The sequence below is a fragment of the Streptococcus nasisuis genome (assembly GCF_040836615.1).
Taxonomy (GTDB): Bacteria; Bacillota; Bacilli; order Lactobacillales; family Streptococcaceae; genus Streptococcus; species Streptococcus suis_V.
The window spans coordinates 565457-582902 of the sequence record NZ_CP162268.1 but is presented as its reverse complement, the minus strand read 5'-3'; the positions used below and the strand labels follow the sequence as shown (position 1 = coordinate 582902).

Below are 17446 nucleotides of genomic sequence, written 5' to 3'. Positions count from 1 at the left end.
TTATTCTGCTTCATTCCAGATTGGGAAATCTGTTTTCTTAGAGCCGTCCTCAATCAACTTACCAACTTCATCAGTGTTGTATGCTTTGACAAGGGCTTTGATCGCGTCAGCCTTGTCTGACTCTTCCCACTTGTCTTGAGCAGCGATAACATTGTACCAAACTTTTGTATTTGGACCTTTTTCCTCGATATACAAGGCAGTGTCTGTATCGATACCTGCTTCTTGAGCGTAGTTATTGTTGATAACTGCCCCGTCAACTGATTCCAATGAACGAGCTGTTTGGCTAGCATCCAATTCAGTGATTTTGATATTTTTTGGATTTTCAGTAATATCAGCAAGTGATGCCAAGTCACCGTCTTTCACTTCCAACTTGATCAAGCCAAGTGACTCAAGCAAGAAGAGGGCACGGCTACCGTTTGTTGGGTCGTTAGGAATTGCGATTTCAGCACCTTCTGGAAGGTCTTTGACATCTGTATACTTGTCTTTACCGTCTGCGATACCTGAGTAGAAACGAATTGGGCTGTAAAGAGTGTAGCCCGCAACCTGCAAGTTTTCACCGTTTTCTGTGTTCCAGTTATCCAAGAAGAAAATGTGTTGGAAGGCATTGACATCCACATCGCCCTCAGCCAAGGCCTTGTTTGGTTGTGAATAGTCTGTGAATTCTGTGAACTCCAACTTCACACCTTCTTTGGCAGCATTTTCCGTAACCTTGTTCCAAACATCAGTCGTGTAAGTGTTGCGCGTCATGATACCAACCTTCAAGGTTGTTTCCGCTGCATCTGAAGAAGTTGAACCTGATTCAGATGCTGGAGCACATGCTGCAAGTGTCGCAATGGATAGGGCAGCTGTTGCTGCAAAGGTAAATAATTTTTTAAGTTTCATAGAAAGTAACCTCCTTAATTTTTGAACTGTATTTATCTTAACACAGAAAATGAAATCTGACCAATTGGTATTTTTTATAGATAGTTATAAGTTTTAACTATACCAAAACCCAGTTTCACTATAGCTTTTGAAAACATGCAAAAACCAACCACTCTTACGAGCAGTTGGTTAATTTAAAATCGATCAACAATGTATTGGAAGAGTTCGCGGTGTTGACGGCAATCCTCAAACAAGAACTCTGGGTGCCACTGAAGGCCAAAGAGGGCCTGCTTGCCCTTGCTTTCATAAGCCTCAATGGTCCCATCTCGTGGATCACGTCCTGTTGCTACTAAACCAGGTGCCAATTCCTTGATCCGCTGGTGGTGGAAGGAATTGATTTGACTACCTTGAGCAAAGAGGTGGCTGACACGGCTATGGGCCTCGACTTCTAGCTGGTGAGAGGTTCCTGCCCAATCATTCTGCCAATGGTCCTCCAAGGACTGCTCCAGACTACCACCCAGGGCCACATTGAGCAACTGCATCCCACGGCAGACCGCAAAAATCGGTTTGCCCTGACGGAGAGCCTCCTTAATCAAGGCCAATTCAAACTCATCACGCGCCAACAAATAATCGTCACTGTCAATCTCTTTTTCCTGGCCATACAGGCTAGGGTCTACATGCTGACCACCAGATAAAATCAACTTGTCCACCATGTCAATGTAATCCTTGGCCGAATCCGGATTTCCCATAGGAATCACGATTGGCAAGCCACCAGCCTGGCGCACACCGTCTGATAATTCACGCGCCACCGTCACATAATGACGGCCCGATTTGCTTGGAAATTCTTGTTCATTACCCGAAATACCAATCACAACCTTCTTCATAGGAAATCCTCTCTATCAATTTTTTATTATTCTATCACGAGCAAGAAACATCGTCTAATATAGATTCTCAATCTCGTTATAAATTTTATTTATCAGGGATTGAAAGGACAAAATGTCCCTCCTCCACTTCTAACCACTGACCTTGAGTGACAAAGTCGTGGCTCTGCTTATTCTTTGCCAAATCAGCCAATTCCTGCCGGGCCTGGGCTGGATCCAAACTCAGATTGGACTTTAGCAGATAGCGGGTATAGGCGTGCTGGGGATTTTGGAAAATAGCTGACGCAGAACCCAGTTCGACCAGACTACCCTTATACATGACAGCAATCCGATCTGCAAAGTGCCGCACCAAGGTCAAATCGTGTGAGATGAAGAGATAGGTCAAACCAAATTCATCCTGCAAGCCCCGTAGCAAATCCAAAATGGTCGCCTGTATGGAAACATCCAAGGCTGATGTTGGCTCATCACAGACCACAAACTGAGGCTGCGAGACGACCGCCCGTGCAATCCCAATCCGCTGACGTTGACCACCTGAAAAGGATTTGGGACGCTTGTGGACCTCATTCCCACTGATTCCCACCCGCTCCAGAATAGCCAAGGCCCTGCTTTCCGCCTCTTCCTTGGGCAGGGCGTAGAGGGGTTCCTTGACCAATTCCAAGGCTGATAGGTAGGGATTGAGAGACGAATAGGGATCTTGGTAAATGACCTGCAAGGCCTGTTTTTTCAGCTCCTGATCCGATAGGCTTGGAAAACGAATGTCCCCTTGGCTGGCTGTTTCCAGTCCCAAAATAATCTTGGACAGGGTTGATTTCCCACTACCTGACTCACCTACCAAGCCCAGGGTTTCCCCCTTGAAAATGGACAGGTCAATATCTTTCAGGGCCTGAACCACCTGTTCTTGACCCAATAAGGATTTTTTCCGATAGGTCTTGCTGACACCAGCAACTTCTACCATAATATCTTTAGGCATCTGCTTGCTCCTTTCTTACCCAATGGTCCGGACCGACCTCAACCAACTGACTGGTCGGACTATCTACTGGCAAGCTGCCGTCAAAGGTTTCCAAACGAGCCGCCTTGAGCAGGGCCTGGGTATAAGCATGCTGCGGTTCAGCAAAAATGGTCTCCACATTAGCCTTCTCTACCACCTTGCCCTGACGCATAACATAGACCAGGTCACAAATGCCAGCAATCACACTGAAATCATGACTGACAATGGCAATGGTCAAGCCAAAGGACTCCTGCAACTCATTGAGCAGGGCCAAAATCTGAGCCTGAATAGTCACATCCAAGGCCGTTGTCGGCTCATCTGCAATCAAGAGCTGGGGTTTGGCTAATAAAGCCATAGCAATGACAATCCGCTGCCGCATACCACCTGAAAACTCAAAGGGAAATTGCTTGAGACGTAAAGCTGGGTCCGCAATACCAACCTTTTCTAGAATCGATAATATTTCTGTTTCCACCTGGTCCTTGCTCAAACCTGGCTGGAAACGACGCACCACTTCCCTCAGATGAAAACCAATGGTCCGCAAGGGATTGAGAGAGGTCATAGGATCCTGGAAAATCATGGACAAGGGCAGAGCTTTTGGATTGTCAACAGCCTGTCCGTTCATCTCAAAGCTGCTATAACTTGCCTCCAAACCTTTGGGCAAAATCCCCATCAGAGACTTCATGGTCAAGCTCTTTCCAGAACCCGACTCGCCAACGATACCGACGATTTTTCCCTTGGGAATGCTGAGGTCAATATCGTCCACCAAGACCATTTGAGAGGTCCGTTTCTGATTGGTAATGGTCAGGTTGTTTAAGCTAATCAAATTCTCTGTCATTAGTAGACCTCTCTTTCTAGGCAATCACGAATCAAGTCACCGATATTGTTAAAGGAATAAATGGTCAGAAGGATAGAAAGTCCAGGCAGGATTGCCATATGTGGAGCACTCTGCAAGGTTGACTGGGCATTTTGCAGGAGACTTCCCCAAGAAGCCAGCGGTTGCTGGATCCCCATTCCCAAGAAACTGAGGGCAGACTCCGTCATAATGGCCGACGAAATGCTGGTCGATGCCGTTACTATCAAGGTTGGGAGAATTGCTGGTAAAATATGGCGCCAGATGATTTTCCGCTTTTTTACACCGATAAAGGCTGCATAGCCAACATAGTCTGCCACCTTGGCTTTCATGGTCTCTGCCCGTAAAATTCGGGCAATGCTCATCCAAGAAAAGCCACCAATAACAATGATAATGGTTGACAAGCCAGGTTTCAAGAAGACGCTGAGCACGATGACCAAAACAAGCCAGGGAATAGAAGACAGAACTTCAACAATCCGCATGATGACATTGTCCCATTTTCCGCCAAGATAACCAGCCGTTATCCCGACCAGGCTGCCGATTGTCACCGAGGCGACCATGGCCATGAGACCGACTAAAAGGGAAATCCGTCCACCGTAGATAACGCGGATAAAGTAGTCACGCCCGACCTGGTCCGTTCCAAACCAATGCTCCGCACTCGGTCCCTGGTTCATCTGCGTCACATCCGTCAGATTGGGATCGATAGGGATAAGGGGGGCTAAGAGAGATAGGACTACCAAAAAGAGGATAAAGATAACTGAAAAGAGATAAAGGGGAGATTCTTTGAGTGTTGCCTTCAATTGTTTGAGTATCAACATTAGTTTTCTCCTCCTTTCCAGACACGGGGATCCACTAGGGCATACAAGACATCCGACAGGAGATTGCCCAGGATGACAAGGCTGGCAGACAGGAGCATAACCGCCATAATCACCGGATAGTCCAGGGCCTTGGTTGCTGCTGTCAGATAAGGTCCCACTCCCGGCCAGGCAAAAATGGTTTCTGTAATGATAGCTCCCGTCACCAACATAGGCAGGGCCATCCCCACCTGAGTGGCTACAGGAATCAAGACATTTCGTGCCACATGCTTGCCGAAGATTTCTGATTTTTTAGCCTTAAAAGCCTCTTGTACGGTCACATAGTCCTTGTCCACCTCCACAATGGCTGATGCCCGGATGAAACGAATTAATTCTGGCAGGAAAGCCATGGTCAAGGTCAGATAGGGCAGGGTGAAATGGGAGAGAAAATCCATAAAATCTCCTTCCTTGCCCAGGGTATACATACCGATAAAAGGAAAGAGGCGCCACTTATAACCAAAGAGGTAAATCAAAATCATGGCAAACCAGAAGGTCGGCATGGCAATCCCGATAGAGGCAAAGGCATCGATAACCTTATCAGCCCACTTCCCTCGCTGGGAGGCTGAAATCAAACCCAAGGCCACTGCCAAGACCAGGGCAGTCAAGTAAGAAGGCAAGACCAGCGAAATAGTATTAGGAATTTTCTCCGCCAAATCCTCCCCAATCGAATGCTGGGTCATCAGAGAAAAACCAAGGTCCCCTGTCAAGAGGCCCTTTAGCCAGATGCCGTACTGAACCAAGAAAGGTTGGTTGAGCCCATACCGTTCCTTGAGCAGGTCAATTTGCTCCTGATCCATATTGGGCGTTGTCATGGAATCAATCACATCAAAGGGGGCCAATTGAATCAGAGAAAAGACGATAAAGGAAATGAGTAATAAGAGAGGAATGGCCTGCAAAATCCTCTTTACAATATAACGAAACATAGTTCCTCCAAAAACACGAAAAGGGAGCCGGCCAAAACCCTAGAACCTGTATTCACAGCTCGGCACCTTTAGCTAAGGCTATTTTTCTGCCACTCAGCGTTCGTTTTTCTAGAAATACAGTCAGTATTTCTAGAAAAAACGGCCTTGATGTGCAAAAAACTATTTCCTATCTAAATGTACCATACTTGTGAATACAGGTTCTTATAAAGTTCGGACCTAACTTCCCACTATTGTTTGAATGGGCTGACTAAGATTAGTCAGGCCCATTCGTCTTGTTGAACAAGAAACTCCCTTATTCAATCGTCAATTTAGACGGATCTTCAAAGGTAAAGATTGGAATCAAACCAGCCTCTTCGACATTTTTCACACGCTTGTTAACAGCCAAGATTTTCTTGTTGTCCACAATTGGGTAGATAGCCGCTTGGTCAGCCAATTCTTTCTGCAAATTGTCATAGATTTCTTCACGCTTAGCCTTATCCAGCTCAACCGCGCCTTCTGCAAAGTAGCCGTCAATTTCTGGTGAAGTCAATTTGAAGTAGTTAGACGCTCCACCTGACTTGAAGAGACGAGCATATTGATCTGGGTCATTCCCCATGATGTAGCCACCCAGGAAGAGATTGTAGGCTGTTGAGCCTTCCTTGCGCAATTCTGTGAAGAGGGCAGATGAATCGCCACCAGCCAATTCAACCGTTACACCGATAGCAGCCAATTGCTGTTGGATCAAGGTTGCTTGTAGGGTTTGTGCTGCGTCAGATGAGTTGTAACCCAGGTTGAGGGTCAGATTGCTGACACCTGCTTCAGCCAAGAGCTCTTTGGCCTTCTCAACATTTTGCTCATATTTTTCAACATCATCTGTCTTGTATGGGTTGGCAACTGGAAGGAAAGAATAAGGTGTCTCATAGTATTCCTTATCCAAGTAAGCTGCCTGGTTGAATTCATCCTTGTTTAGTGCAAAGAGAATAGCCTTGCGGACCTTGACATCCTTCAACTCTTCAGTCGTCGTATTGAGACCCAGGTAGCCAACACGGTTTTCACTATAAGCATAGGTTTCAAGTGTATCTTTGTCCAAGTCCTTGATAACCGCTGGAAGAACAAAGGCTGCATCTACTTCACCTGTTTGAAGAGCAACCTTAGTCGTATCTGGGCTTTCGATAATACGAAGGACCAGATTGTCGATTTCTGCCTCACCCTTGTAGTAGTTCTCGTTGGCTTCCAACTTGATATACTCACCATTCTTGTACTCTACAAATTTGTAAGGTCCTGTACCGACAGGGGTTGCCTTCAATTGGTTAACAGACAGGTCTGCCTCATCTTTAAAGATGTGCTCTGGGATAATGTAGGTCTCTGCTACGATATTGTCCAAGGCAGGTGCAGACACTGCTGGAAGGACGAATTTGACCGTATAGTCATCTACCTTCTCAACCGTCACAGGTTGGTCGTTGATATAAAGGCCGTCTGAACCACCATTTTCTTTCTTCACTTTTTCATTGTAAGTAAAGACAACATCATCTGCGTTAAAGGCTTCGCCGTCTGACCATTTAACATCCTGGCGGAGTTTAACCGTGATGCTAAGGCCGTCTTCTGCAATCTCGTAAGATTCTGCCAATTCATTGACATAGCTACCGTCTGCCTCGATACGAATCAATGGCGAGTAGATAAAATTGGTCAAGGTCAAGCCCCAACGGTCGCTGGTGTTAAGCGGGTTGGTCGAACTTGGGTCGCCGTCGATAGCATAGGTAAAGGTTTCCGTATCTGCTGATGATGCAGCTTTTGAGCTAGAACCTGTATTGGACGCTCCGCCATTGGCGCAAGCCGCCAAGGTCAAAACTGCTACAGTTGATAAGAGGCCAGTAAGCCATTTCTTTTTCATGTCATTTTCCTCCATTTTACAAAAGTAGTACTAGTTTACCAAGAATCAGCTGACTTGACCAATATATAAAATTTATGAAGACTTAAAATTTATCTATACAGATCGTCTTCAAAGAAAAAACTCTCTGTCCTAGAAGCTACACGTCCAAGACTGAGAGTATTTGTTATTTACAGATATAAAATCGCAAGTGTCAATAGACTCATTCCAAGGCCAAGACCCCAAAGGAAGAAGTCTACCTTCCATTCGCTCCATTTTTCGGATTTGCCAGATAAACCGCCTAGTTCCAAGTGATGGTGGAAAGGAGTCATGCGGAAAATCCGACGACCTTCTCCAAACTTTTTCTTGCTGTATTTGAAATAGGACACCTGTAGCATAACGGATGACGTTTCAAGGACATAAACAAAGCCGATGAGGAGCAGGGTCCATTCCACACGCAGAGCGATTGAAATCGTAGCTAGCATGCCACCCAGTGCTAGCGAACCGACATCCCCCATAAAGATTTTTGCGGGTTTTCGGTTGTAGACAAAGAAGCCAAGCAGACTACCAATCATGGTCAGGCAGACCAGTAAAATGTCGAACTGCCTATTGATAAAAGCAATGATGGAATAGGCTGCCAAGCTAATCACGACCGAAATCGAAGCTAGGCCATCAATACCATCTGTCAGGTTGACCGCATTTGAGAAGCCGACCAACCAGAAAAGGACAAAGGCAATGTAGAAGGGGCCCAGGTCAAGCAGGTAACCAAAGACATTCAGTTCACCTCCCCCAGTAGCATTGACATGGACAAAGTAGAAAACAAGTCCACCTAAAATCTGTAAGGCTAATTTTTGTTTAGGGTTAAGACCTTCATTAATTTTTTTAAATATTTTTAAGAAATCATCCAAAAAACCAACCAATCCATAGAGTGCAAGGATGAAGAGAATGGCTAAAACACCGCCAGTTAACATGTTAAGGCTAGCAGCAAAAATAAATGTAACCAAGATAGCAACAACTAGAAAAACCGTCCCTCCCATGGTTGGGGTTCCTGCCTTAAATTGATGTTGTTTCACATCCTCGTGCATCTGTTGCCCTTCGATGCGTTTGGCTTGATAAAAAGTAATAAAGCGTGGTATCAGAATCACCGTTGCTAAAAAAGCAACCAATCCCGATAATAGTGTAAATTGCATTTTAATTTTACTCTCCTAGTGTAATCGTTATTTTTTTGTGTTTACTGATTTTTGTACCAAACTCAATACTCTGTTCAACAACCATCGAACCTGCTCCTTCATAAGTGACTTCAAGACCTAGCCATTCTGCAAGAATATCCATATTTTCTTTTGTCAAACCATATAAATCTGGCATATCCTCTACTGAATCTGTCAGCAAGAGAATTTGCTGGTTTGAAGTAAGATTTGTTCCAACATCTACGGATACTTTCTTTATTTTGGAACCATTCCCTACAATAACTGGCTGAATTAAATAACGACGCAATTCCTCAGCAGTTGTGCCTGGGCCTTGACCAATAACATCTGGCAACTTATACTCAGTTTCATTTTCCACAAACTGCAATGAAGGAGCAACATTATCCAAGTTTAAATTATCTTTCAATAACATAGCTTCTTTCAGTATTGGATTAAATATATCCTCCCACTCCAATCCAGTAAAGGATTCTGACTCTCTCAAGGCTACATACATGATAAATTCTGGATCTTCAGCAGGTATCATTGCAACTACTGAGTTTAGGTATTCCCCTTGAATATATCCTCCGCCCTCTTCCTTGGCAATCTCGGCAGTACCTGATTTTACTGCTACATCATAACCATTGACCTGAATAACAGGAGACATAGTCCACTTGTTATAGAGCGTACCAAAAACTGGATCAGTCCCAACTGTGATCATGTAATCCCGTGTATCTGAAGCTGCTTTTTCAGAAACAGGATGGCCAACCACCTCAGGTTTGGCAATACGCACCGAATCGGAATTTGGATCATACAAGCCTGAGATGAACTTGGGTTGCAACATGGTTCCGTCGTTACCAATAGCCGAGAAGGCCCGCAACATCTGGACCTGAGTCGCTGAAATACCCTGACCGAATGAAGACATGGCAATGGTTACGATGTTGTCGCCCGGCAGGAGGCCTGCACTTTCAGACCCCATTCCAAAACGTGTCGGATAGCCAAAACGGAACTTGGCTAGGTAGTCCAACCATTTCTCATTGCCCATTTTTTGTTCCAACATGGTCATCCCAACGTTACTAGATAGGGCAAATGCCTGGGCCATATTGAGGGAAACAGCAGACTCTCCCCCATTGACCGTCCAGTCGTTAATCGTTGCATCCGCAATGGTATAGCCATTATTGACATACATCTGATTAGGATCAAAGACATTGCTATCGATTGCTGATGCCAAGGTCATGACCTTCATGGTCGAACCTGGCTCCATACTGGCCTGATACAGAAGGGAGTACTGGAGCAAATCTTTATCAGCTAACCCTTCTTTTGTATCCGCATCATAGCTTGGTCGTTGAGTTGTTGCTAAAATTTCCCCAGTCTTGGCAGACATAATGGTAGCTGACGCATATTTTCCTTTAACATTTTCAATAAAAATGTCCATATTGGTTTCAAGAGAGCGTTGCAAATCAGCTGACAAGGTCGTGTAAACATCTTGGCCATCTACTGGCCGAACCCTGATGTCCTCTGTTCCAGGCAGAATCCGGCCCTTGTTATCTTTCTCGTAGATAATCTTGCCATCTTGACCTGCGAGAATGCTATTGAGGTAGTATTCCATGCCTGTCTTGCCGCTCAAGCTATAACTTCCATCTTCATTTTCATCAGGCGTCGCCAATCCAAGGAAAATTGAGGCAAAATTCCCATTTGGATACATTCGACCAGGGCTCATGTTAAACTTAATGCCCTTAATGCCGGCCGCTTCCATTTCCTGACTAATGGTCATCATGGTATTGTAGGAAATATTTTTCCCCTTAGCACCAAAGTAAATGTGGCTCAATTCTGGCTGCTTCAATTGCTTGAGAGCATACTCCTCATCAATATCTAGAAGATTTTTAAAAATAGAAGCCACCTTGGAGAATTGGCTCGACTCTACATATAAAATCTCATTGGAAGCTGATACATAATTCTTATCAACGACTGCATAGACCGTATAGGTGGTCGAATCTTCTGCGATTGGGAAGCCCAGTCGATCATAGATGGTCCCACGCCTTGCTTGAACTGTTACCTCTTGCTGGTGCACACGACTAGCGGCCACTGACAAATCCACTCCGAACTTGGAGTCGGTCCCAATAATGATAGCAAAGTTGATAAGGAAAACCAAAAAGGTAAAAATACTGAGTAAAATCAGGTTCTGACCGACCCTACGCCGGTTCTGCGAAGGCCGGTAGCGTTGTTTCAATATGTACCGTAATAATTTCTTTCGTCTCGTCTGCATTATTCGGCAACCCCTACATTATTATTGTCCAAGGTCAATCCTTCTTTTTCAGCAATTTCCATCAATCGACCCGAGCGCGTCAATTCCTGGATAGCCTGCTTAGTATCGTCAATTTCGACCTGCTTGGAGTTGATTTGCTGATTGACCCGTGCCATTTCGCCCTGCACCTGCAAGAGCTTGGTCTGGATGAAAATAACCCCAATAGCCAAGAACAGCGCTGTAAATACCAGGCTAGCATAAAAAGCCTTTTCAACGCGGTTAAAGGTTTTGATTTTTTCACTAATCAGACGCATGGTCGTTTCTCTACGTTTTTCCTGCAACATAGCTTACTCCTACTTATGCACTCTCTTTGCTACGCGCAATTTGGCTGAATGCGCACGGTTGTTACTGTCTAATTCTTCTTGACTTGGCAAGATTGGCTTTCTTATGACCAATTCAAGTGGTGCCTTCAAATCATCTGGGATACAGGGTAAGCCTTTGGGAACATCAATTGTCGAAGCCTCTTTGAACAATTGCTTGGTTAGGCGATCCTCCAGAGAATGGAAGGTAATGACCGAAATCCGTCCTCCCACCGCCAGCAAATCGATAGCCTGCTGAATGGACTCATCCGCTGCCCCCAGCTCATCATTGACCTCAATCCGAATGGCCTGGAAAATCTGCTTGGCAGGATGGCCTTTTTTCTTGAGTTCTTTGGCTGGCTTGGCCGACTTGATAAGCTCCGCCAATTCTGTCGTCGTTTCAATCGGCATGACCTGGCGAGCCTGCTCAATCTTGCGCGCAATTTGCTTGGAAAATTTATCTTCTCCATACTTGAAGAAAATCCGCACCAGGTCATGGTAGTCATAGCCATTGACCACATCATAGGCCGTCAAATGCCCTTCTCGGTTCATCCGCATGTCCAGAGGCGCATCTTGTTTATAGGAAAAGCCACGCTCTCGCTCATCCAACTGGGGACTGGAAACACCCAAATCATAGCAAATCCCATCAATCTCCGTCACACCCAGCTCAGCCAAACGCGCCCTTAGATTGCGGAAATTATCCTTGATAAAGGTCACCTGTCCCTTTTCAATATAGGGAGCCAGGCGGATGCGGGCATGGTCAATGGCCGTCTGATCCTGGTCAAAGGCATAAAGATGCCCACCTTCTGTCAGCTGGCTTAGCAGGTACTCGCTATGCCCTGCCCCACCCAGTGTCGCATCCACATAAATTCCATTTGGTTTGATGTCTAGCATGTCGATGGTCTCACGCAAGAGAACCGTCGTGTGATTAAATTCCTTGGTCATATCTTATCTATTGTACCACAAAACAATACAAAAAGTTGTTGCAAACTTTTTACAAAAAATATGTCAATTATAGTTGACATCTCTTTAAGATTTTCTTATAATAACATTAGGAAACATGTCAGATATATTTGACAAAAATGGAGGAGACGTCCTCAAAAAATTTTATACGGAGATGTCGCATATATGTGACATAAGTTAGGAGGTCATATGAATCGTGTCAAATCCTTCCGAACGGAACTCGGCTTGTCCCAGCTGGAATTAGCCAAGGCTATCGGAGTCTCACGTCAAACCATTAACATGATTGAAAATGACAAATATAACCCCTCGCTGGACCTCTGCATCAACCTAGCCAAGATCCTACAGACCGACCTCAACAGCCTTTTTTGGATTGATTAAAGAAAGGAGAACACTATGAAAAACAAAAGAACACTCGTATGCTCTAACCTCTCAACCATTCTCTTCCTTCTTCTGATGGCCATTTGGAATATCGCTGATTATAGCTTGGACCATTTCCTTGCTCAAGCAAGTAAACCAACCAGTTGGCTTCAGGTTGCCATTATGGGATTGGTCTACTTCCTAGCGACTCATCACATCACACCCTACCTCATCAAACGGTACAATCTCAACTAAGGAGACAGGCTATGAACAAGGAAACTTTTCAAAACAAGCTCATCAAACAATTTTACGGCATCGCAGGTCCGCTGGATGAATTTCGCCGCAAAGAGGTCATGAGATTGGGCAATATGGCCTTCATCTTCCTCTTCATCGGACTCCTGTTTACTCTTCTTCTGGCTCTCTCATTGTCCAAACGATTTCCGGAGCAGGTTGGCTACGGCTACCCAGTCTTTTTAGAAATCATCTTGCTAGGACTTCAGAGCTATCTGGCTCTCCAAAGCTATCGCAGCCAGCTGACTGCACTAGATAGGGAGGATTTGTCGGAGAAAGAGGTACGTGGCCTCAAGTGGGCTAGTGTGAAATTCGCTGTATATTTCACTCTGGTCATGTATCTCGGGAATGCCTTTTTCGGGGCCTGGATGGACAAAGACATGGACTTCATAACCAATCTGACCACTCCTCGCTTTTTCTTCGCAGCTTGTTTAGGCGGTATCTTCGTGGGGATTGTGACTCACATTCAGTTAGTTTATCGCCAGAAACAGGCTCAAAATCTGACTAGTAGCTCTGCTATTTCCAAAAAAGAAAAACCCTGGATGACCAAGCTTATCAAACATTTCTACGGTGTGCGAGGTCCCTTGGATGAATGCCGGCGGGAACAGGCTGATGAAATTGGCGGTCTTGCTTTTGTCTATCTAAGCTGGTTTCTTTTGATAAGCAATGCTGTCGCTTTTATGCTAGCTGTTCGCTATACAACCGAGGTTGCAACCTGGTATCCTATCCTGCTCGGTGCCATTCTCTTTATTCTCATCGCTGTGCTCAGCGTCCAGATGCTCAACTGTGATTTTAGTCAATTCGACCCTGAAGAAATCAGTCCAGAGGAGCAAGCCCGAACCTATCCCCACCCCTTTCGTTGGGGAATTGGTGTCAGCCTATTCAGCTTGATTTTTTCTAGTGTCTCAGACTTGTTTGACAGCAATGGTCCTGTCCTCGAAACTCTCTTCCAACCTAAAAACCTCTTCTACGCTGGTTTTATGGGACTATTTGCAAGCATCGTCATCTCTGCTACCAACTATGTCAAACGACTGGAAGACCAAGAAAACCAACGGAAAATGGAGAGGAGGAAAAAATGAAGAATCACCTATCAACTAAACGACAGTCCATTCTATACTGCATCATTTATATCTTCGTTGCCAGCATTTGCCTGGTCTCCTATTGGGCCCCAGAGCCCTTTGCCTCTCCTAGCCTCCTCACCGTCCCTATCACCATTAGCCTGCGTGTGTCACCTAGTCAAGAAGATATTGCCTACTACCTCCTCCAAATCGTCGTCGCTCTGCTAGCCTTGCTTCTGGTATTTGGTATTGGGGTCTGGCTAGGAAAGGTCAAGCCAATCGGACTCCTGTTCCCATTGGCAATGGGACTCTACCTCGTCTACCTTATTAACAAAAAGGAGTAGACACATGAAATCGAACCCCCCTCCTTCACTTCGCCATAGACTACCTGACATTTACTAGTCTGCTCATTGATGACTTTCTGACCAATCAGCCCAAACCCATGATAATATTGTTCATCCTGTCTATTCCTATCTTTACTCTCCATTTAGTGGAGACCAAGTCCTCAGTGGGATAGGTTCTATACAGACACAACAGTATTCTTCGTCTTATCGCTGCATTGGGAATCCTTTCAACCCCGGCAGTGGGCTATGCTACGGGGCATGTTGACCTGCTCTGCTCCTAGCCTCCCTGGTCTGGTTACTACTACTTTTACTGCCGTCAATTTTCAAAAGAACCTAGTTCGAGATGTACAAGCTCGAACTTTTTCTTTGTCTTCGGACAATTATTTCTTATACGTAACAAAAATCAAAAATAGTGGCTTAATGGTATTATGACAAACAAACTCACCCCCACTCAAGTTCACAAATTAAAACAAGCCCTCAGAGACAAGACAAATGCCCACATCACAGAAAAATTCAGGCTCTCATTCTTTACTCAGAAAACCAGAGCCTAACAGCTAGCGCAAAATCAGTGGGCTTTGTCCATCAAACAGTTCGAAACCTCTTGAATCGCTATCTTGACGGAGGCTTACAGGCACTCCTTACTGACAATCGTGGTGGATGTCGTCGCGCCTACATGACACAAGAAGAGGAAGAACAATTCCTGAATGAGCAACTTTCTTCTGCTCTTAAGGGAGAATTGGTGACATTAATTCTCTTTTGGCAGCCTATCAGGCAAAAGTTGGTCGAAAAACGACTCGAGAAGGATTATACGCTCTCTTAAAACGCCATGGTTGGGTCAAAGAATCAAGAGATTCTTTGAGGTGGGAGATAAAGCTTACGCAGTAAGCAACAAAAAGTCAGCCCACGCCCCCAACATCTTAAAAAAGCAGACGCGGAAGCCATTTTAGCGTCTAAAAATAAAATTTTTGTGCGAGAAGAGGTTGAGTAAGCGCTTTATTAATGGGAGATCGTATCAAAAAATCCGCCTTATGTATCAGGATGAGGCGGGTCTTTGTCCTATTAGTAAACTAGGAAAATCTTGGACTACAAAAGGTATAGACCTAGTGTAGCAAGTCACCATATCAGTGAATATCGCTATTGTTATGGTGCTGTGGACGCCCACTCAGGAGAATCATTTTTCATCATAGCAGGTGGTTGTAATAGTGATTGGATGAATGAATTTCTACACCAATTGTCTGAAGCTTATCCAGATGACTACATTATTCTAGTCATGGACAATGCCATCTGGCATAAATCTCAGACATTGAATATCCCTGAGAATATAGAATTTACCTTTATTCCACCTTACACACCAGAGATGAACCCTATTGAGCAAGTCTGGGCCGAAATCCGCAAACGTGGTTTCAAGAATAAGATATTTAGAAGCTTGAATGAGATTATTGATAAACTTCAAGAGGTTATTCAAAACCTATCTCCTTCTCAACTCAAATCAATTGTACGTAGAGATTGGAGCTTGGCTATTTTTGATTTTAGTTGAGTATGAGTATTAAGTGTAAGGTTCCAGAAAATGGCAGAAAAAAAGAGCTCGGATTTCTCCAAACTCCTACATATAATTAAGCATGCACTGGTGCCAAGCTCTCACCAATTGCCTCCAAACGTGCTGCCCATTCTTCGCGGGTCAAGCCGTTTTCAGAGATGTAACGGTTGCGCTCATGGGCACGGCATTCTGCAGAACATCCACGAACATACTTGTGCTCATTTTCTTCTGACATGAGCGTGCGGCGATTACAGAATGGATTGCCACAGTTGACATAGCGTTCGCATGGTGTGCCGTCAAACCAGTCCTTACCAACAACTGTCGGATCTACGTGGTTGACATCCACAGCGATACGCTCGTCAAAGACATACATCTTACCATCCCACAGTTCACCACGAACTTCTGGATCCTTACCATAAGTTGCGATACCGCCATGCAATTGGCCGACATCCTTGTAGCCTTCGCGGACCATCCAGCCAGAGAATTTCTCACAGCGGACGCCACCTGTACAGTAAACCACGACACGCTTGTCCATGAATTTTTCCTTATTGTCACGGACCCATTGTGGCAATTCACGGAAGTTGCGAATGTCAGGACGGATTGCGCCACGAAAATGACCTAGGTCGTACTCATAGTCGTTACGGGTGTCCAAAACAACGGTATCTTCGTCCAGAAGCGCCTCTTTGAATTCTTTTGGTGACAAGTAAGCACCTGTTGTTTCAAGCGGGTCAATATCACTATCGAAGTTATTGTCTTCTAGACCCAAATGTACGATTTCTTTCTTATAGCGAACGTGCATTTTCTTGAATGCTTGTTCATTTTCTTCATCAATTTTAAACCAAAGGTCGCTGAAAAGCGGGTTAGCATGGACATAATCCATGTACTTTTGAGTTGTTTCATAGTCACCAGAAACAGTACCGTTGATGCCCTCATCAGCAATCAAGATACGACCCTTGAGACCAATCGATTTACAGAATTCCAAGTGCTCAGCTGCATAAGCTTCCGCATTTTCGATTGGAACATATTTATAATATAGCAATACGCGAATGTCTTTTGACATGGTGTGATTCTCCTTTAATCTTTGCAATAGATTAGCGCTAATCAAGCGATTTGACCAGCTCGAAGCTCTGCTATTTTTCAATAACACAGTCTGTAAAATTATACCCCGAATCCGGCAGAAATACAAAAATCTTGATTGAAACTATTGGTCTGATAATTCTTCCCTCAATGCCTGCAATTTCCCAAGCTGCTCCGATGGTAGGACTATTTGCATGTTATTATGTTTTGAAGCTATAACAGAAAAATACCTGAGAATCTCTTCTCAGGCACATTTCTTAATCTTTTGACAAACTTCCAGTTTGAGTTTGTGATTTGGTATAAACGGCCACCAAAATTGTTCCTGCGATAGCCACTGTCAGCCCATTCACAATACCAGCAACCAAGCCTTGCGCAAAAACCTTATTTGCAGGCTCGCTATAAACCAGGATATCCAAAACAGGTGCAACTACTCCCCAAGCTACTACGTTAGCAATAATTTGGAAAAGGTTGAAGGAAAGAATATCTTTTTTCTCGAAAATTCCCTCTTGGACACGAAGACGATTTTTGGCAAAACCAAGCACTAAACCAAATACACCTGATGCCAAAACCCATGACCACCATGGTGAACCATACTGCAATGCATCCTTGAAAGCATGACCGATAAAGCCGACCAAGAAACCAACAACTGGACCAAAGATAACAGAAAAGAGGGATTGGACAGCATACTGAAGCTGAATCGAAGTATTTGGTACAACGAGTGTCGGAATGCTGATTAAAATCCCAATTACCACAAAGAGGGCTGCACCAATACCGGTTGCGACAACTGTTTTGATAGAATTATTTTTCATCCTAAATCTCCTTAAAAAATAT

Annotated in this window: 17 protein-coding genes and 1 pseudogene; 5 read left to right on the top strand and 13 right to left on the bottom strand. The window is 44.6% G+C overall.

The features are described 5' to 3' along the window. The 11 genes from AB1F57_RS03025 to rsmH all read right to left on the bottom strand — a co-directional run bounded on the left by AB1F57_RS03025 (nucleotide 1) and on the right by rsmH (nucleotide 11933). Nucleotides 1-882 carry a MetQ/NlpA family ABC transporter substrate-binding protein gene (locus AB1F57_RS03025; RefSeq protein ID WP_167786043.1) on the bottom strand — a complete coding sequence of 294 codons (882 nt, stop codon included), beginning with the start codon at nucleotides 880-882 and terminating at the stop codon, nucleotides 1-3. Nucleotides 883-1055: 173 nt separating this feature from the next. Further along, on the bottom strand, nucleotides 1056-1745 hold the full coding sequence (locus tag AB1F57_RS03020; RefSeq protein ID WP_105138513.1) for a gamma-glutamyl-gamma-aminobutyrate hydrolase family protein: 690 nt from the start codon (nucleotides 1743-1745) through the stop codon (nucleotides 1056-1058). 85 nt (nucleotides 1746-1830) lie between these two features. Next, nucleotides 1831-2712, bottom strand: coding sequence for an ABC transporter ATP-binding protein (locus AB1F57_RS03015; RefSeq protein WP_105138512.1), 882 nt, complete (start codon nucleotides 2710-2712; stop codon nucleotides 1831-1833). Beyond that, the gene (locus tag AB1F57_RS03010; RefSeq protein WP_367986066.1) at nucleotides 2705-3565 is read right to left on the bottom strand and encodes an ABC transporter ATP-binding protein; all 861 of its coding nucleotides are present in this window, start codon (nucleotides 3563-3565) and stop codon (nucleotides 2705-2707) included. The genes AB1F57_RS03015 and AB1F57_RS03010 overlap by 8 nt, the downstream gene beginning before the upstream one ends. Then, nucleotides 3565-4398, bottom strand: a complete 834-nt coding sequence (locus AB1F57_RS03005; protein WP_367986064.1) for an ABC transporter permease — start codon at nucleotides 4396-4398, stop codon at nucleotides 3565-3567. The genes AB1F57_RS03010 and AB1F57_RS03005 overlap by 1 nt, the downstream gene beginning before the upstream one ends. Next, entirely contained in the window at nucleotides 4398-5357 is a 960-nt protein-coding gene (locus AB1F57_RS03000; RefSeq protein ID WP_174852694.1) for an ABC transporter permease, read from the bottom strand. Before AB1F57_RS03000 ends, AB1F57_RS03005 begins: the two co-directional genes overlap by 1 nt. A 292-nt stretch (nucleotides 5358-5649) precedes the next feature. Further along, the gene (locus AB1F57_RS02995) at nucleotides 5650-7227 is read right to left on the bottom strand and encodes an ABC transporter substrate-binding protein (RefSeq protein WP_105138508.1); all 1578 of its coding nucleotides are present in this window, start codon (nucleotides 7225-7227) and stop codon (nucleotides 5650-5652) included. Nucleotides 7228-7394: 167 nt separating this feature from the next. Next, complete coding sequence (gene mraY / locus AB1F57_RS02990; protein ID WP_167786050.1) at nucleotides 7395-8393, bottom strand: phospho-N-acetylmuramoyl-pentapeptide-transferase; 999 nt, start codon at nucleotides 8391-8393, stop codon at nucleotides 7395-7397. A gap of 7 nt (nucleotides 8394-8400) precedes the next feature. Next, nucleotides 8401-10650: a penicillin-binding protein PBP2X gene (pbp2X, locus tag AB1F57_RS02985; protein WP_170239077.1), complete on the bottom strand. Its 2250-nt coding sequence runs from the start codon at nucleotides 10648-10650 to the stop codon at nucleotides 8401-8403. Further along, nucleotides 10650-10973 (bottom strand): cell division protein FtsL, encoded by a 324-nt coding sequence (gene ftsL, locus AB1F57_RS02980; RefSeq protein WP_167786052.1) that lies wholly within the window; start codon nucleotides 10971-10973, stop codon nucleotides 10650-10652. Before ftsL ends, pbp2X begins: the two co-directional genes overlap by 1 nt. 9 nt (nucleotides 10974-10982) lie before the next feature. Beyond that, the gene (gene rsmH / locus AB1F57_RS02975; RefSeq protein ID WP_367986063.1) at nucleotides 10983-11933 is read right to left on the bottom strand and encodes a 16S rRNA (cytosine(1402)-N(4))-methyltransferase RsmH; all 951 of its coding nucleotides are present in this window, start codon (nucleotides 11931-11933) and stop codon (nucleotides 10983-10985) included. 207 nt (nucleotides 11934-12140) lie between these two features. On the opposite strand from rsmH, the gene AB1F57_RS02970 reads away from it, so the two are divergent. The 5 genes and pseudogenes from AB1F57_RS02970 (at nucleotide 12141) to AB1F57_RS02950 (ending at nucleotide 15538) form a co-directional block, all read left to right on the top strand. Further along, on the top strand, nucleotides 12141-12329 hold the full coding sequence (locus AB1F57_RS02970) for a helix-turn-helix transcriptional regulator (protein ID WP_105122471.1): 189 nt from the start codon (nucleotides 12141-12143) through the stop codon (nucleotides 12327-12329). Nucleotides 12330-12344: 15 nt separating this feature from the next. Beyond that, a complete protein-coding gene (locus tag AB1F57_RS02965) occupies nucleotides 12345-12563 on the top strand; it encodes a hypothetical protein (RefSeq protein WP_167786054.1) in 219 nt (72 codons plus the stop codon). 11 nt (nucleotides 12564-12574) lie between these two features. Continuing rightward, nucleotides 12575-13678, top strand: a complete 1104-nt coding sequence (locus tag AB1F57_RS02960; protein ID WP_367986062.1) for a DUF3278 domain-containing protein — start codon at nucleotides 12575-12577, stop codon at nucleotides 13676-13678. Continuing rightward, nucleotides 13675-14001, top strand: a complete 327-nt coding sequence (locus AB1F57_RS02955) for a hypothetical protein (protein WP_167786056.1) — start codon at nucleotides 13675-13677, stop codon at nucleotides 13999-14001. Before AB1F57_RS02960 ends, AB1F57_RS02955 begins: the two co-directional genes overlap by 4 nt. A gap of 428 nt (nucleotides 14002-14429) precedes the next feature. Next, nucleotides 14430-15538 (top strand): annotated as a pseudogene (locus AB1F57_RS02950) (IS630 family transposase). A gap of 76 nt (nucleotides 15539-15614) precedes the next feature. Here AB1F57_RS02950 and AB1F57_RS02945 read toward each other — a convergent pair. Both AB1F57_RS02945 and AB1F57_RS02940 read right to left on the bottom strand, forming a co-directional pair. After that, complete coding sequence (locus tag AB1F57_RS02945; RefSeq protein WP_105138498.1) at nucleotides 15615-16598, bottom strand: rhodanese-related sulfurtransferase; 984 nt, start codon at nucleotides 16596-16598, stop codon at nucleotides 15615-15617. 274 nt (nucleotides 16599-16872) lie between these two features. Beyond that, complete coding sequence (locus AB1F57_RS02940; RefSeq protein ID WP_167786057.1) at nucleotides 16873-17424, bottom strand: ECF-type riboflavin transporter substrate-binding protein; 552 nt, start codon at nucleotides 17422-17424, stop codon at nucleotides 16873-16875. Nucleotides 17425-17446 lie beyond the last annotated feature (22 nt).

Coding starts and splice junctions, on each gene's coding strand:
- AB1F57_RS03025 (WP_167786043.1), bottom strand. CDS start 882: ATGAAACTTAAAAAATTATTTACCTTTGCAGCAACAGCTGCCCTATCC.
- AB1F57_RS03020 (WP_105138513.1), bottom strand. CDS start 1,745: ATGAAGAAGGTTGTGATTGGTATTTCGGGTAATGAACAAGAATTTCCA.
- AB1F57_RS03015 (WP_105138512.1), bottom strand. CDS start 2,712: ATGCCTAAAGATATTATGGTAGAAGTTGCTGGTGTCAGCAAGACCTAT.
- AB1F57_RS03010 (WP_367986066.1), bottom strand. CDS start 3,565: ATGACAGAGAATTTGATTAGCTTAAACAACCTGACCATTACCAATCAG.
- AB1F57_RS03005 (WP_367986064.1), bottom strand. CDS start 4,398: ATGTTGATACTCAAACAATTGAAGGCAACACTCAAAGAATCTCCCCTT.
- AB1F57_RS03000 (WP_174852694.1), bottom strand. CDS start 5,357: ATGTTTCGTTATATTGTAAAGAGGATTTTGCAGGCCATTCCTCTCTTA.
- AB1F57_RS02995 (WP_105138508.1), bottom strand. CDS start 7,227: ATGAAAAAGAAATGGCTTACTGGCCTCTTATCAACTGTAGCAGTTTTG.
- mraY (WP_167786050.1), bottom strand. CDS start 8,393: ATGCAATTTACACTATTATCGGGATTGGTTGCTTTTTTAGCAACGGTG.
- pbp2X (WP_170239077.1), bottom strand. CDS start 10,650: ATGCAGACGAGACGAAAGAAATTATTACGGTACATATTGAAACAACGC.
- ftsL (WP_167786052.1), bottom strand. CDS start 10,973: ATGTTGCAGGAAAAACGTAGAGAAACGACCATGCGTCTGATTAGTGAA.
- rsmH (WP_367986063.1), bottom strand. CDS start 11,933: ATGACCAAGGAATTTAATCACACGACGGTTCTCTTGCGTGAGACCATC.
- AB1F57_RS02970 (WP_105122471.1), top strand. CDS start 12,141: ATGAATCGTGTCAAATCCTTCCGAACGGAACTCGGCTTGTCCCAGCTG.
- AB1F57_RS02965 (WP_167786054.1), top strand. CDS start 12,345: ATGAAAAACAAAAGAACACTCGTATGCTCTAACCTCTCAACCATTCTC.
- AB1F57_RS02960 (WP_367986062.1), top strand. CDS start 12,575: ATGAACAAGGAAACTTTTCAAAACAAGCTCATCAAACAATTTTACGGC.
- AB1F57_RS02955 (WP_167786056.1), top strand. CDS start 13,675: ATGAAGAATCACCTATCAACTAAACGACAGTCCATTCTATACTGCATC.
- AB1F57_RS02945 (WP_105138498.1), bottom strand. CDS start 16,598: ATGTCAAAAGACATTCGCGTATTGCTATATTATAAATATGTTCCAATC.
- AB1F57_RS02940 (WP_167786057.1), bottom strand. CDS start 17,424: ATGAAAAATAATTCTATCAAAACAGTTGTCGCAACCGGTATTGGTGCA.